Source organism: Bradyrhizobium sp. NBAIM18 (assembly GCF_020193825.1).
GTDB classification, from domain to species: domain Bacteria; phylum Pseudomonadota; class Alphaproteobacteria; order Rhizobiales; family Xanthobacteraceae; genus Bradyrhizobium; species Bradyrhizobium yuanmingense.
The window spans coordinates 486397-499493 of record NZ_JADYVO010000002.1; the positions used below are offsets into that span (position 1 = coordinate 486397).

General features: G+C 62.5%; 18 protein-coding genes. 5 read left to right on the plus strand and 13 right to left on the minus strand.

Annotated features, from left to right (window positions below; genetic code table 11):
- Positions 1 to 64: 64 nt before the first annotated feature.
- The 3 genes from I6F17_RS06395 to I6F17_RS06405 form a co-directional block, all read right to left on the minus strand.
- Positions 65 to 949, minus strand: coding sequence for an amidohydrolase family protein (locus tag I6F17_RS06395; protein WP_225124282.1), 885 nt, complete (start codon positions 947 to 949; stop codon positions 65 to 67).
- 31 nt (positions 950 to 980) lie between these two features.
- Positions 981 to 1691 (minus strand): TetR family transcriptional regulator, encoded by a 711-nt coding sequence (locus I6F17_RS06400; protein ID WP_036001304.1) that lies wholly within the window; start codon positions 1689 to 1691, stop codon positions 981 to 983.
- An 85-nt stretch (positions 1692 to 1776) separates the two neighbouring features.
- A complete protein-coding gene (locus I6F17_RS06405) occupies positions 1777 to 2919 on the minus strand; it encodes a mechanosensitive ion channel family protein (RefSeq protein ID WP_225124283.1) in 1143 nt (380 codons plus the stop codon).
- A gap of 126 nt (positions 2920 to 3045) precedes the next feature.
- Here I6F17_RS06405 and I6F17_RS06410 point away from each other — a divergent pair, with 126 nt between their 5' ends.
- Complete coding sequence (locus I6F17_RS06410) at positions 3046 to 4296, plus strand: DUF763 domain-containing protein (protein WP_225124284.1); 1251 nt, start codon at positions 3046 to 3048, stop codon at positions 4294 to 4296.
- 35 nt (positions 4297 to 4331) lie between these two features.
- On the opposite strand, the gene I6F17_RS06415 is transcribed toward I6F17_RS06410, so the two are convergent.
- From I6F17_RS06415 to I6F17_RS06450, 8 genes are all read right to left on the minus strand, one after another.
- Positions 4332 to 4574 (minus strand): hypothetical protein, encoded by a 243-nt coding sequence (locus tag I6F17_RS06415; RefSeq protein ID WP_036001316.1) that lies wholly within the window; start codon positions 4572 to 4574, stop codon positions 4332 to 4334.
- A gap of 24 nt (positions 4575 to 4598) precedes the next feature.
- The gene (locus tag I6F17_RS06420; protein ID WP_036001319.1) at positions 4599 to 4862 is read right to left on the minus strand and encodes a hypothetical protein; all 264 of its coding nucleotides are present in this window, start codon (positions 4860 to 4862) and stop codon (positions 4599 to 4601) included.
- Between the two features lie 15 nt (positions 4863 to 4877).
- Positions 4878 to 5105 carry a hypothetical protein gene (locus I6F17_RS06425; RefSeq protein WP_225124285.1) on the minus strand — a complete coding sequence of 76 codons (228 nt, stop codon included), beginning with the start codon at positions 5103 to 5105 and terminating at the stop codon, positions 4878 to 4880.
- A 1-nt stretch (position 5106) separates the two neighbouring features.
- Positions 5107 to 5331 carry a hypothetical protein gene (locus I6F17_RS06430; protein WP_225124286.1) on the minus strand — a complete coding sequence of 75 codons (225 nt, stop codon included), beginning with the start codon at positions 5329 to 5331 and terminating at the stop codon, positions 5107 to 5109.
- A gap of 14 nt (positions 5332 to 5345) precedes the next feature.
- Complete coding sequence (locus tag I6F17_RS06435; protein WP_036001413.1) at positions 5346 to 5531, minus strand: hypothetical protein; 186 nt, start codon at positions 5529 to 5531, stop codon at positions 5346 to 5348.
- 146 nt (positions 5532 to 5677) lie between these two features.
- Positions 5678 to 6943, minus strand: coding sequence for a cytochrome P450 (locus I6F17_RS06440; RefSeq protein WP_225124287.1), 1266 nt, complete (start codon positions 6941 to 6943; stop codon positions 5678 to 5680).
- A gap of 101 nt (positions 6944 to 7044) precedes the next feature.
- The gene (locus I6F17_RS06445) at positions 7045 to 7368 is read right to left on the minus strand and encodes a hypothetical protein (RefSeq protein ID WP_225124288.1); all 324 of its coding nucleotides are present in this window, start codon (positions 7366 to 7368) and stop codon (positions 7045 to 7047) included.
- Between the two features lie 190 nt (positions 7369 to 7558).
- Complete coding sequence (locus I6F17_RS06450; protein ID WP_036034386.1) at positions 7559 to 8332, minus strand: ferredoxin--NADP reductase; 774 nt, start codon at positions 8330 to 8332, stop codon at positions 7559 to 7561.
- Positions 8333 to 8489: 157 nt separating this feature from the next.
- On the opposite strand from I6F17_RS06450, the gene I6F17_RS06455 reads away from it, so the two are divergent.
- From I6F17_RS06455 to I6F17_RS06470, 4 genes are all read left to right on the plus strand, one after another.
- Positions 8490 to 9686: an amidohydrolase family protein gene (locus I6F17_RS06455; RefSeq protein ID WP_197946970.1), complete on the plus strand. Its 1197-nt coding sequence runs from the start codon at positions 8490 to 8492 to the stop codon at positions 9684 to 9686.
- 112 nt (positions 9687 to 9798) lie between these two features.
- Positions 9799 to 10554, plus strand: a complete 756-nt coding sequence (locus I6F17_RS06460) for a hypothetical protein (protein WP_225124289.1) — start codon at positions 9799 to 9801, stop codon at positions 10552 to 10554.
- Complete coding sequence (locus tag I6F17_RS06465; protein ID WP_225124290.1) at positions 10551 to 11159, plus strand: hypothetical protein; 609 nt, start codon at positions 10551 to 10553, stop codon at positions 11157 to 11159. Before I6F17_RS06460 ends, I6F17_RS06465 begins: the two co-directional genes overlap by 4 nt.
- A gap of 207 nt (positions 11160 to 11366) precedes the next feature.
- Positions 11367 to 12068, plus strand: a complete 702-nt coding sequence (locus tag I6F17_RS06470) for a hypothetical protein (protein ID WP_225124291.1) — start codon at positions 11367 to 11369, stop codon at positions 12066 to 12068.
- A gap of 4 nt (positions 12069 to 12072) precedes the next feature.
- Here I6F17_RS06470 and I6F17_RS06475 read toward each other — a convergent pair whose 3' ends face one another.
- Positions 12073 to 12462, minus strand: a complete 390-nt coding sequence (locus tag I6F17_RS06475; RefSeq protein ID WP_225124292.1) for a hypothetical protein — start codon at positions 12460 to 12462, stop codon at positions 12073 to 12075.
- Between the two features lie 161 nt (positions 12463 to 12623).
- Positions 12624 to 13079: a MarR family transcriptional regulator gene (locus I6F17_RS06480; protein ID WP_225124293.1), complete on the minus strand. Its 456-nt coding sequence runs from the start codon at positions 13077 to 13079 to the stop codon at positions 12624 to 12626.
- Between the last annotated feature and the right edge of the window lie 18 nt (positions 13080 to 13097).

Below are 13097 nucleotides of genomic sequence, written 5' to 3' on the forward strand. Positions count from 1 at the left end.
TTTTCGTTCGTATGCACGCGTCCACAGCGCATGTCCGCGCAGCGTGTCGGTCGCGAAGACGTCGTCACGGCTCGAACCCGAACAGGCGTGCGGGATTGTCGACCAGAATCTTGCTCTGGAGATGCGGCTCCGGCGCGAACAGCGGGATCAAATCGACGAGATCGCCGTCGTTCGGCATCACCTTGACGTTGGGATGCGGCCAGTCCGTGCCCCAGATGACGCGATCCGGCGCGGTCTCGACGATCTCTCGCGCGAACGGCACCGCATCGGCGAACGGCGGACCGGCGGAGGACACCCGCTCCGAGCCGGAGATCTTCACCCAGCACTTGTCATCGCGCTGCATCAGCTCGATCAGGATCTTGAACGGCAGCTGGTCGAGCCCGTCCCCCGCCTTCACCCGGCCCATATGGTCGATGGTGTAGCTCAGCGGCAGCCTCGTCAGCATGTCGGCGTATTCGGGCAGATCGATCGCATCGAAATGCAGGTCGACGTGCCAGCCGAGCGGCGTGACCATTGCGACGATGCGGTCAAACACGCGCTTGTCGGGAACGCCGCCGAGATGGCGGACGAAATTGAAGCGGCAGCCGCGAAAACCGCCCTCGTGCAGGACGCGCAGGTCGCACTCGGTGATGGTATCGTCGATGTTGGCGACCGCCCGGTAGGCGCCATTGCTCTCAGCGATCGCATCAAGCGCCACCCTGTTGTCGGTGCCGTGCACGCTGGCATTGACGATGACGGCGCGCTCCACGCCGAGCTTGGCATGCAGGATGCGAAAATCCTCCAGCGGCGCATCCGGCGGCGTGTAGGAACGCTCCGGCGCGTAAGGGTATTTCGCGCCGGGCCCGAAGATGTGGCAATGCGCGTCACACGACAGGTTCGGCAGCCTGAACTTCGGCGTGCGCGTGTTCGGGTCGGGCGGTGGAATGGTCGGCGTGTACATCATCGTCATGAGGTGAACCGCCGAAGCGAGATTTCTTGCTTCACGCCTTGCCGGCGACGACCGGCCGCCGCCGCGCCGGCGCGGCCTCATCCAGCGCCGGCGCCTGGAAGGCCGCGACGGTGGCCTGCACCAATTGTTCGATGGCGCAAGCGGCATCGCTGCCGTCGGCCTCGCCGCGCGACAGGCGCGACACGCGCTCCGGCGTTACCAGTGAATAATAGAGTGCGCCGAGCAGGAAATGGCTGCGCCAGACGATGTCCGTGCGCGGAATGTGCGGCAGGCTCTCGTGGACCGCGTCGATGAAGGCGTGGCTGGTGTCGTCGAAGGTCTGCGCGATGATCTTTCGCGCGACCTCGTTGCCTTCCGCCGACATCACCGCGCGCAGCCGCGTGAATCGCGCCCCGCCACCGGCGAGATCGCTGCCCGAGGTGAAGGCCGGCACCACATAGGCGCGAACGATCGCCTCCAGCCGGTCCTGGAGATCGCGCACGCGCTTTGCGGCCGCGAGCAGCTCGGAACGGCGGAGATTCATCGGCCCGCAATGACGCCGGTAGATCTCCAGCAGCAAACCGTCCTTGGTCTTGAAATGATAGGTCACGCTGCCCGGATTCGCCCCGGCAGCTTGCGCAATGTCGCGCACCGATACGGCATTGAAGCCGTTGGTGGCGAACAGCTCCTCCGCGGCGGCGAGGATCGCCTCGCGCATGTTCGGCTTGCGGGCCGCTTCTTTGCTGGTGGGCTTGCGTACCATGAGATTTGTACTATCGTACAAAAGATCAGGTCTCGTCAACAAGAACGTGGCAAATGGCGGGACCGCGCAGGCGGGTAAGCGCCGTTCAGTGACTGGCGCTCGCCCGCATCTTCTCCGGCGGTACGGGACGCAGTCCGAGATCGCCCTCTCCGTCTCCCGACGGGATCAGGATGGCGCGGTCGCGCGGCAGCGCCTCCGGCATCTCGTCGCGGATGAAGGCGATGAGCTTCTCCCTGATTTCGCAGCGCAGGTCCCACGACTGCGGTGCGTTCCTGGCACTGACCAGTGCCCGAAGCTCGATGGTGCGCGAATCGGCATCGATCACCTGGAGATTCACCACCTCCCCGTCCCACAGCTTCGACTGCTTCACCGCCTCCTCCAGCCAGCGTCGGATGCGCGGGACGTCGGCGCGATAGTCGACATGCAGCGCGACGACGCCGATGAGGGATGCGGTGTCGCGCGTCCAGTTCTGGAACGGCTTTTCGATGAAGTAGGACAGCGGCACCACCATGCGGCGCCAATCCCACAGCCGGATCACGACATAGGTCGAGGCGATGTCCTCGATCCAGCCCCATTCGTTCTCGATAATCACGGCATCCTCGATGCGGATCGGCTGTGTGATCGCGATCTGCAGGCCGGCGATCAGATTGCTCAGCAGCGGGCGCGCGGCAAGGCCGACGATGATCCCGGCAGCACCTGCGGAGGCGAACAGGCTGACGCCGTATTGCTTCACGGAGTCGAATGTCATCAGCGCGGCGGAGACCGTGATGATGACGATGATGGTGTCTGTGACGCGCTTGAACACGCGCACCTGCGTGACGTGCTTGCGCGCGACGAAATTCTCGGTGACATCGCGAAAGTTCTGCAAGTAGCGCGCCGCGCTCATGTCGACGATCCGGATCGAGATCCAGCCGATCAGCGCGATGAAGGCCACGACGAACAGCCGCGTCAGGGGGGTGCGGATCGTATCATCGAGCGGCGCCAGCGGCAGCACCATTGCGACGGCGGCAAGGCAAAGCGCCATTTGCGCGGGGCCCGCCGTGCGCTCGATGAACACGCTCAAGAGCGGAAGCCGCGTTCCGAATGCGCGGTTGAGCAGCCAGGTGGCGACGCGGTAGGCGAGCAGGGCAAGAAGGATCGCGCCGGCAACCAGGGTGAGGCCGACGAACCATGACGGTATCCAGCCGAACATCCCGTCGATATCGGCCGTCAGAGCCTGCCAATCCATGGATCGTCCCCATCATTGCATTCACGCACCCCGCACAACGCATCCCGGCCGGCTTCGCTCCCCCGCCCCGTGCAATGCAGCATCCCTCAGGTGCAACCGTCGCTGAGCTGCGCTAGGCTTGTCGCCATGACTCGACGAACCGGCAGCGCCGATCTTCCTCTTCACACCGGGCGGGTTCCGCCTTGGCTGGCAAGTCGCATGTCCTCGCTCGGGGCGATCGTCACCCAGGCGATCGTGCATCATTACGGCCGCGACGCATTTCTACAGCGCCTGTCGCACCCATTCTGGTTCCAGTCGTTTGGCGCCGTGATGGGAATGGACTGGCACTCCTCCGGCATCACCACCTCGGTGATCGGCGCGCTGAAGCGCGGGCTCGGACCGCTCCAGGACGAGCTCGGGATTTACGTCTGCGGCGGCCGAGGTCAGCATTCGCGCAAGACGCCGGACGAGCTGTTGCAGCTCGGCGACCGCGTCGGATTCGACGGCGTCAAGCTGACCCGGGCCAGCCGTCTGGTCGCCAAGGTCGACAGCGCCGCGGTCCAGGACGGCTTTGACCTTTACCTGCACGGCTTCTTCGTCACCACTGAGGGCAAATGGACGGTGGTGCAGCAGGGCATGAACGGCGACAAGCGGCAGGCGCGGCGCTATCACTGGCACTCCGAGGCACTGAAGAGCTTTGTCGATACACCGCACAGCGCAATCGACGGGCCGCAGCAGGGGGAGATCGTCAATCTCACCGATCATCGCGCCGATCTGTCTCGGACGGCACAGCTCGAGCTGCTCTCCGACCTCGGCCCGGATCGCATCGTCTCCGAATTCGAGCGGCTCGCGGGGACCCCGTCCACGCCGGCGCAAGGCATGCTGCCGCATCTGATCATGCCTGCGCATCATGATGTGCGGCCGAAGGACGTGTTCGCGCGCCGCCTGCACGGCACGCTCGCCGCCGCAGCCGAGCGCGGCCCAGTCGATTTCCCGGAGCTGCTGCTGACGCCGGGCGTCGGCGCGCGCACGGTGCGCTCGCTCGCGATGGTTGCCGAGGTCGTGCACGGCGCGCCCTATCGCTTCACCGACCCCGCACGTTTCTCGCTCGCCCATGGCGGCAAGGACCGGCATCCCTACCCCGTTCCAATCAAGGTCTATGACGAGACCATCCGGGTGCTGAAGGGCGCGATCCACAACGCGAACCTCGGGCGAGAGGAAGAGATGCAGGCGATCAAGCGCCTCGACGACCAGGCACGGCGGTTGGAGCGGACCGCGCGCGGCCCCTCAGTCGATGCTTTCATCGCCGGCGAGCGTGCGGCCTCACCGGAGCTCGATGGCCGTTCGGTGTTCGGCTGGGAGCGTGACCTTGCGCCCACAAAAAAGCGGACCGGCTGAACACCGGTCCGCAAGTTGGCGGAAGGAACGCCCTCTCAGGTCTCGTCGGCCTCCGGCTTCTCATCGAGCCGGTTTGCTGCGTGGTCCTGATATTGTTCGGTCTGGATGGACTTGCCGTCCATGCCACGAATGTCCGAATGCTGTTTCTTGTCTCGGTTGGACAGGACCATGTTGTCGCCGATCATCTCCTTCGGCACGTCGGTCAATGCGCCGGTGCCGTCGCCCTTGCCATGCATGCCCGATCTGAAGTGCGTCTTGCTGCCATGCCCACCAGGCATCAGTCTCTCCTCTCTTCCGATGATTTAGTGCTTCTGTTGTGCCGTCGTCGGTTTGGGCGGCTTGTGGCCGCTCTGGCCGGGATCGTTGTGCTTGTTGTGATCGCTCTCCTGGTTGAGACCGCCGCGGCTCACTGGAAACTCGCTGTGACGAGCTTCGGGGTTGGCACGATGGACGCGCGTGTCTTGCGGGTTATGACCGGCGGCCTGCTCGAGTTCTCGCGCATCCGGAACATCTGGCTTCCGCTCGAGGATGCGCACTTGCTGTTCGTGAGTCTTCTTGCCCTGCATTGTGGGCCTCCAATCTTACCGGCCTCTTCGGGGCGAACCGCTCCGCGCGACATCCTTGTCGATACCGCCACCGGCGTTCACGTCGTTTTCGACGTCGCCTTCGATCGTGTTCTCGCCCAAGACGTCCTCGAGGTCGTCAGGCGAAACGCCTGCCCTGTTCGTGCCCTTGGATCCGCCGATCAGGGGGTTGTCATGCAGGTCCTTCTCGGTCGGCGCGTACAGCTTGGGTTGCTTGTTGGTCATGTCACCTGCCTCCGCCCTTTCCGGCCTCGTCGTGCGTGTGATGGCCGGCCTCGTCGTGCGTGTGATGGGAATCGCGCTCGCCACCGCCGCCGGAAACCCGGCTGTGGCTGCGCTGCGGATCGTCCGCCGGCGGCTTCTTCACCTGAAGCGGTGCCTTCGCGTTCTCATGCGAGGCGCCGGGTCCGCCCTGTCGAATGCTGTTCGGTGTCTTCGTGGATGTCGACATGAATGTCGTCCTCCTCAGCGATCTTGCTGATAGCCTTGGTTGGTCGTGTTCTGCTTGATGTTGCCCTGCTGTCCCTGCTGATCCGGATTCTGTACACGCTCCTGACCGTGCGGCATCTGATCGGCGGACATCTGCTTGCGATCGCCGGTTCCCTTGCGGCTCTGATTGTCCGGTGGAACAGGTGGCATCTTGCTGGCCATGATCTTGTCTCCCGTTAAGACGTCGATCTGCGACATGCGCTCAAGGAACTCCCCTCCGCGCCATGTCGGGATGACAACAGCACGAACGGCACACCGTTCCTGACTGAACACAACAGGCGAAGATTTTCCGAAAGGCGTTGCCGACGTCAGTTCGCGGTAAGGGAACGATCGTCTCTCGTTGCGGTGCGTGCAGGCTCTGTTCCGCGGCCCTCTGCCGTGACGGGAAGCTTCGCGATCGCGCGCAAGCCCGGCCGTCTGCGCCAGCGGATCTCAGCGGCATCGACGGCCAGACTCAATTTCGGCCAACGCACGAACAGCGCCTCCAGCGCGCAGGCCGCCTCGATGCGCGCGAGCTGATGGCCGAGACAGAAGTGGATTCCCGTGCCGAATGAGATATGGCGGTTCGGCTTGCGTTCGAGATCGAGGGTCTCGGGACGATCATGTACCGCGGGATCCATGTTCGCAGCGGCGAGCATCACCATGACGCGATCGCCCTTCTTCAGGCGCACGCCCTCGACCTCGAAATCGCGCCGCACGTAGCGTGGCTTGGAGAATTGCACGGGCGAGACGAAGCGCAGAAACTCCTCGACCGCGAGCCCGACGCGGCTCCAATCCTGTTCCAGCCAGTCGCGCAGCTCGGGAGTCCTGAGCAGTTCGTAGATGGAACCGCTGATGAGATGGGTGGTGGTTTCCGATCCCGCCCCGAGCAACAGAAACACCATCGAGACCATTTCATCCGGCGTGATCTGGCCGCCTTCGCGCTCGACCTGAATCAGCTCGGCAATCAGGCCCTCGCCGCCCTGCACACGCGCGATCTGCAACTGCTGCTCGAGGTAGGCGCGCATCTTGCGCACCGCGAACAGCAGGCGGAAGAAGCTGACGACATTCGTCAGCGACGATATCGCGTTGGCCCAGGCGATGAACTTTGGACGATCTGCGAGCGGCAGGCCGAGCAGCTCCGAGATCACCGCGAGCGGCAGGATGCGCGCATAGCGGTGGACCAGATCGGCCGGGGATCCTTGCGCGAACAGCTCGTCGGCCAGACCGTCAGCGATGGCCCGGATGCGCGGCTCCATCGCAACGATCGCGCGGCGGCGAAACGCTTCGTCGACGATGCTGCGCAGCCGCGTGTGATCCGGCTCGTCCATGGTCAGCATGTTGTTGGCGATGGTCCTGACGAACCTCGGCATCCACCAGCGCAAGCCCGCGATATCGCCATCCTCCTTGCGCAAGGTGAAGGTCGCGCCGTCCTTCAGGACCTGCGCGGTGGCGTCATGGGTCGTGGTGATCCAGACATTGCCGATGATGGGAAACCGCGTCGCGACCACGGGTGCGGACATGCGCAATTTCGCGATCGTCTTGGGCGGATCGCGAAAGAAGGCCTCGCTGGTGAAATCGAGGCGCACTGTCATGGGATCACCGGAACGATTGGTGGCGCATCACCGAGATGGTGCGCGGCGCGGCCGGCGCAAGGGCGCGTCTGCTCGTCGGCCGCGGGCGTGGCGAGCCGCGGCTATCCGCGCCCGGAGGAGCGCTGGCCGCTCTTGCGCTGCTGTTGGGTGTAGGCGTCCCAATGGCTCCAGCTGCCGTTGCTGAGGCTCTGCAGGTCGGTTGCGAGTGGGCGGCGCGTCCGCTTGTCGTGATCGGCGATCGCGCGCTCCGACTGCGCGATCTTGCGCTTGAGTTCCACGATCGTCTTCTGCGTCTGGCCGTTGCGCTTCGAGGTGGCGATCTCGCCCATCGTGAAGCGCGCGGTCTCCAGCGCCTTCAGCTCGGCGCGGTTCTTCTTCAACTGAACCCGGTGCCAGGCGATGTTGCTGTCGCTGTCCGCAACCATGTGGGAACTCCGCTGATTCGGTCCCACATAGTATCGTGCGCCGAATCGGCGCCGCAACGCCCCGGCGGTGGCGAAAATGCGATCTTCTCGCGCAGAAATTCCGGATCTGGAGCCCCGCAACGGGGCCCTTGATTCTTATTTTGGCGCGTCTTCTTGACGCGAACTGGTATCCACTTCGCTCGAAAACGCTTCAGCGCTCGGCGAAGGCCTTCTCGACCACGAACTGGGCAGGCTCGCCGTGATTGCCCTCGACGAAGCCGCGCTCCCCCAAGAGGACGCGGGTGTCCGCCACCAGGGCCGGGCTGCCGCAGATCATGACGCGGTCATGGGCAGCGTCCAGCACCGGCAGGCCGATATCGGCGAACAGCTTGCCTGAGGTGATGAGATCGGTGATGCGGCCGCGATTGCGGAAGGGATCGCGCGTCACGGTCGGATAGTAGATCAGCTGGTTCTGGATGTACTCGCCGAGCAGCTCGTCCTTCGGCAGATGCTCGGTGATCATCTCGCCATAGGCGAGCTCCTTGACGTGCCGACAGCCGTGCAGCAGCACCACCTTCTCGAACCGCTCGTAGGTCTCGGGATCCTTGATCACGCTGAGGAACGGAGCGAGGCCGGTGCCGGTGCCGATCAAATAGAGGTTGCGTCCCTCTTCCAGGTTGTCGATGACCAGCGTGCCGGTGGCCTTGCGGCTGACGATGATCTCGTCGCCTTCCTTCAAATGCTGGAGGCGCGAAGTCAGCGGGCCGTCCGGCACCTTGATCGAGAAGAACTCCAGCGTGTCCTCGTAATTGGCGCTGGCGACGCTGTAGGCCCGCAGCAGCGGCTTCTCGCCGACCTTGAGCCCGATCATGGTGAATTCGCCGTTACGGAAGCGGAAGGTCGGGCTGCGGGTGGTCTTGAAGGAGAAGAGCGTATCGGTCCAGTGGTGGACGCTCAAAACGCTTTCTTGATTGAAATTGCTCATCTCACCTTCCCTGTCGCGTCGATTGCGGTTCCGAGGCCGGCAGCTATGCGTCGTTTGTACACGATCATTCGTATACTAATGAATAATCCGGCTTGATCCCGCGGTCAAGGCTGCCCAAGATCGGAAGCGTTGCAGTTAGGAATAAGGAGCCCCCTCCATGGCGCATGACGCACCCCAGGCCACCGGACCCTCGAAGCTGGTGATCCGCAACATCGGCCTGATCCTGTCCGGCGCTTTGGAAAAGCCGATCCTGGACGGCGACACCATCGTCGCCGAGAACGGCAAGATCAGCGCGATCGGCCGCTTCAAGGACGTCAACACCGAAGGCGCCACCACCATCGTCGACGCCAACGGCACCACAGTGGCGCCGGGCCTGATCGACAGCCACGTCCACCCTGTCGCCGGCGACTGGACGCCGCGGCAGAACCAGATCAACTGGATCGACAGCTATCTCCACGGCGGCGTCACCACCATGATCTCCGCCGGCGAGGTGCACATGCCGGGCCGCCCCCGCGACGTCGTCGGCCTCAAGGCCATGGCCGTGTTCGCCCAGCGCGCGTTCTGGACCTTGCGCCCCGGCGGTGTGAAGGTTCACGCAGGCGCGCCGGTGATCGAATGCGAGATGGTGGAAGAAGATTTCAAGGAGATGGCGGCGAACGGCGTCAAGCTGCTCGGCGAGGTCGGCCTCGGCGGCGTCAAGGACGGCCCGACCGCGCGGAAAATGGTCGGCTGGGCGCGCAAATACGGCATCCAGAGCACCATCCACACCGGCGGCCCGTCGATCCCCGGCTCCGGCCTGATCGACAAGGACGTGGTGCTGGAGGCCGACACCGACGTGGTCGGCCATATCAACGGCGGCCACACCGCCCTGCCCGACGACCAGATCCGCTGCATCTGCGAGGGCTGCAAGCGCGGCCTCGAGCTCGTGCACAACGGCAATGAGCGCTCGGCCCTGTTCACGTTGCGCACCGCCCGCGAGATGGGCGACCTGCATCGCGTCATCCTCGGTACCGACGCGCCCGCCGGCTCCGGCGTGCAGCCGCTCGGCATTCTGCGCATGGTCTCCATGCTGTCCTCGCTCGGCGACCTCCCGGCCGAGATCGCATTCTGCCTTGCCACCGGCAACACCGCGCGGATGCGTCAGCTCGATTGCGGCCTGATCGAGGTCGGCCGCTCCGCCGACTTCGTCATCATGGACAAGGCCCAGCACTCGCCTGGCAAGAACATCCTGGAGAGCGTCCAGCTCGGTGACCTCCCCGGCATTGGCATGACCATCATCGACGGCATCGTCCGCACCCAGCGCAGCCGCAACACGCCGCCGGCCGGCAAGGTGCCGGAGGTGGTGGCGAAGTGATGCTGCCGGAGCGGTTTCTCCCGAGAAAAGCGCAACGCATCCGAACGTCTACCTAGAATTTTAGTAAAGCACCACATATCATCTGAGCGATTCCGCCATAATTGAGCCGCTCATGAACCCTGTCATTCGAGCCCAACTACGGGAATTTGCAAAAGCCAACTCCATTTCACTCGAACCAGAAGAAAAACAGTTCGAGATCTATGCAATCTTTTCGGTCCTGAGCGGTTTACTCGGGGAGACAATTGATTCCTACGATGTTCATCTTGATGGCGACGAATTCGGCGTCGATGGAATAGCTATTGTCATTCAAGGCGAGTTGGTGCGCGACAAACAAGAAGCCGACGAAAAACTCGCTGCAGTCAACAACCCCTCCGTCGAGTTCATTTTCTTCCAAGCGAAGACTAGCACCAGCTACGACTACGGCGATATCTCGAAATTTTTCGATGCCGTGACCGGCTTTTTCGATGGACAGCTAAAAGGAGAGAGCGAGGCCATCGACGATCTCATCGGCGCAATGGAAGCCGTCTACGAGAAGGTGGGAAAACGCAATCCAAAGATAAGCTGCTATTATGTGGCAACTGGAAACTACGAGGAGCCGTCCCGGATCGAAAAACTGAAATCCAGCTTTTTGGTCGATCTGGAAGAGACAAATATTTTCGACGACAGCAGCACTACCGTTAAAATCGTTGGCGCTCGCGAACTTCAACAATGGTATCGCGCAGCCACCAGTTCAGTAGAGGTGAAAATAGACTTTCCTCGAAATGTTGTAATGCCAACCAACCGTCATGTAGAGGAGGCCTACATCGGGTATTTAATCGCCAGAACCAAGTTCGAGATGAACAGTTTTGGGCATTACGTCCCTTTATGAAAAGCCTTGAGGAATATTGCCGCAATCTCGACCCTGAAGAGATAATCTACTTCGAACGACGCGAGAATCAGTATCGGAATCAGGATATTGAAAGAACGCGGATCATGCAGCCGTCGGTGCTCATGAAGGCCATTGCAGCATGTTTGCTGTTTCAACCACAGCGAGCTGCACGAGATTATCGGGGCATACTTTCCGAATACGAAGACACAATCTTCCTCGATGATCATGATGTGCGCATTTATCATGCCATTTGCTATCTTTACTATCGTCTCGAATTCCTTTGGCGGAATCAAAGAATTGAAAATCGATTCAAGACCTTTCGACATTATATTTTGGCTGGCATAGGCCTTCACATGACTCGCGCGAGCAACGTCTTCAGCATGAAGAAGGCGAAGTTGGCGGCGACCGCCGACGCCATCATCAAACTTTGCAAAGATGAGGAAGGGTTGAAAACCTCGGTTATCAACGTTGTATCTATTATCGAGATTCGATTGAAGGAAATGGGGATTACCACTCAAGAGCGAGTTAGAGACACAATCCGCTCCGAAACCTTTGCGGCGACCTTTAAGGAACGCCTTCTGGCAACAGATATTCAAAGCAAATAGGCCAGAACGTGGTCGGCTGCGCCGCCGGTTCGTCGCTATAGAAAGCCAGAACTCGTTTGCGAGATGCCGGAGGTGGTCGCGAAGTGACACTCTGGAGCGCCCGCATCCGCGTGGCCACTCATAAACGTTGAACGAATCTCTTGCCTGCCGCGTCTAATGCGGACAGCCCCTCCGAGGGCCGCCCATTCCTGAAGCTGCGAGGAGATCATGAACAGTTCGTCACGGATAGCCGTCGGCGTTGCTGGCGCGGTGGCGGGCTATATCGCGATCTTTGTGCTGTTTTCTCTGCTCGATGTCGGCAACCGTGCGGACCCGATCACATCGGGTCTGCTGGGACTGTTCGTCTACTCGCCCATGGGCGCGATCGCCGGCGCGGTTCTCGCCAATTGGCTCGTGACGCGTTCAGGCAAAGATACAGGGCAGGACGCAGGCGTCGGCGGTGTCGCGCGGAACAGCTTGAAGTCGCTCGGCATCGTCGCCCTGCTCTGCGCCGCCGGCATCGGCGCCTACATTGCGTACGCATACGCGACCGCAACGCCCTGGCTCAACCGCAACGGCGCCAATCCCCTGCTCGTGTTCGAGGTCCGCTTTCCGGCGGGAGTAACGGTGCCGACATCGGCGCAGGACATCACCATCGAACTGCAAACCGACATCAACACCATGCCGGGCGAAGTCAGTCCGGCCGCGTTCTATCGCGATGGCGACCAGGCGGTTATCGCCGGCGAAGTCGAGCTGGCGTTTCGAACCTCGCACCGGCAGCTCGCTGTCAACATCCAGGGCCAGCCGAGCCGGATCTATCCGATCGGTTTGACGGCCCGGGCGCCGCATACGCCGGAATTCGGAACGTGGCGGCGGCTTGGTGACGGCAGCGAGATCCGTTACCGCGCCAAATGGCCGGGAAAGACGTAAGAGATCAGCGCTTCTTCGCAATGTCACAGCGCACATAGGTCTGGCGCTTGGCCCGCCCAACTGGACCGTTGTCCATCACCAGCCTGCCATCCGCAGCGACAGAGACGCGAGGATTGGAGCGAAACTTTTCGCCCTCGCCTTCGCAGGCCAGCTTCATTTTCCAGCCGAGCCTTCCGTCGGCCGTGATCTGGCTGGCGCGGCACCGCGTCTCGTACCAGTACAGCCGATTGCCGCCCTCGATGCTCATGCGGTTCGGACTATCCTCGTTGCGACAGTCCTTCTTGGTCGAGGCCCAGAAGCCTTCGTAAGGCTGCGCCGCCAAGGCGGGAGCGCATTCGCCGGCGAGCACGGCACCAAGACTTAAGACAACCGCAAAGCGCGTCGCAACTCTCATGACCAAAACCTCGATAAACCCTTCATCGAGGTTAGTCGCCGGTTCCGGCACCTTGTTCAATTGCCGTGGGGTGGGCAAAGGCGCGAAGCGCCGTGCCCACCAATCTTGCCGTTAAACGAAGGATGGCGGGCACGCTTCGCTTTGCCCACCCCACGGCACCTTCATCGAAGCTTGTTGAGCAGCGCCATCAGCGTCTCGCGCTCTTTCGCGTCGAGCGGCGCCAGGGTCTCGCGGGTGATCGCCAGCGCGTTCGGCGCCAGCTTCTCGGCAAGCTGTTGACCGGCACGCGTCAGGCTCACGAGCAGGCGGCGGCCGTCCTCGGGATCCTGGCTCGTCTCGGTGAGGCCGCGCGCGGTGAGACGATCGATCACGCCCTTGATGGTCGCGACGTCCATCGCCGTCAGGCGCCCGAGCTGGTTCTGCGAGCACGGCCCGGTCTCGGCCAGTTTCGACAGCGCCGCCCATTGCGTCGGCGTCAGATTGGTGCCGATGTCGCGGGTGAAGATCGAGCTGTGGCGCTGCCACACCTGGCGCAGGATGAAGCCGACCTGTTCGTCGAGCACGTAAGGCGGTTTCGCCGGTTTGACGCTCTTCTTCGCCGCAACGCTTCTCGCCATCCGCCCCCGCCCTTCCCC

Coding starts and splice junctions, on each gene's coding strand:
- I6F17_RS06460 (WP_225124289.1), top strand. CDS start 9,799: ATGAACCCTGTCATTCGAGCCCAACTACGGGAATTTGCAAAAGCCAAC.
- I6F17_RS06405 (WP_225124283.1), bottom strand. CDS start 2,919: ATGGATTGGCAGGCTCTGACGGCCGATATCGACGGGATGTTCGGCTGG.
- I6F17_RS06400 (WP_036001304.1), bottom strand. CDS start 1,691: ATGGTACGCAAGCCCACCAGCAAAGAAGCGGCCCGCAAGCCGAACATG.
- I6F17_RS06470 (WP_225124291.1), top strand. CDS start 11,367: ATGAACAGTTCGTCACGGATAGCCGTCGGCGTTGCTGGCGCGGTGGCG.
- I6F17_RS06440 (WP_225124287.1), bottom strand. CDS start 6,943: ATGACAGTGCGCCTCGATTTCACCAGCGAGGCCTTCTTTCGCGATCCG.
- I6F17_RS06435 (WP_036001413.1), bottom strand. CDS start 5,531: ATGGCCAGCAAGATGCCACCTGTTCCACCGGACAATCAGAGCCGCAAG.
- I6F17_RS06425 (WP_225124285.1), bottom strand. CDS start 5,105: ATGACCAACAAGCAACCCAAGCTGTACGCGCCGACCGAGAAGGACCTG.
- I6F17_RS06450 (WP_036034386.1), bottom strand. CDS start 8,332: ATGAGCAATTTCAATCAAGAAAGCGTTTTGAGCGTCCACCACTGGACC.
- I6F17_RS06480 (WP_225124293.1), bottom strand. CDS start 13,079: ATGGCGAGAAGCGTTGCGGCGAAGAAGAGCGTCAAACCGGCGAAACCG.
- I6F17_RS06410 (WP_225124284.1), top strand. CDS start 3,046: ATGACTCGACGAACCGGCAGCGCCGATCTTCCTCTTCACACCGGGCGG.
- I6F17_RS06395 (WP_225124282.1), bottom strand. CDS start 949: ATGACGATGATGTACACGCCGACCATTCCACCGCCCGACCCGAACACG.
- I6F17_RS06475 (WP_225124292.1), bottom strand. CDS start 12,462: ATGAGAGTTGCGACGCGCTTTGCGGTTGTCTTAAGTCTTGGTGCCGTG.
- I6F17_RS06420 (WP_036001319.1), bottom strand. CDS start 4,862: ATGCAGGGCAAGAAGACTCACGAACAGCAAGTGCGCATCCTCGAGCGG.
- I6F17_RS06455 (WP_197946970.1), top strand. CDS start 8,490: ATGGCGCATGACGCACCCCAGGCCACCGGACCCTCGAAGCTGGTGATC.
- I6F17_RS06415 (WP_036001316.1), bottom strand. CDS start 4,574: ATGCCTGGTGGGCATGGCAGCAAGACGCACTTCAGATCGGGCATGCAT.
- I6F17_RS06430 (WP_225124286.1), bottom strand. CDS start 5,331: ATGTCGACATCCACGAAGACACCGAACAGCATTCGACAGGGCGGACCC.
- I6F17_RS06445 (WP_225124288.1), bottom strand. CDS start 7,368: ATGGTTGCGGACAGCGACAGCAACATCGCCTGGCACCGGGTTCAGTTG.
- I6F17_RS06465 (WP_225124290.1), top strand. CDS start 10,551: ATGAAAAGCCTTGAGGAATATTGCCGCAATCTCGACCCTGAAGAGATA.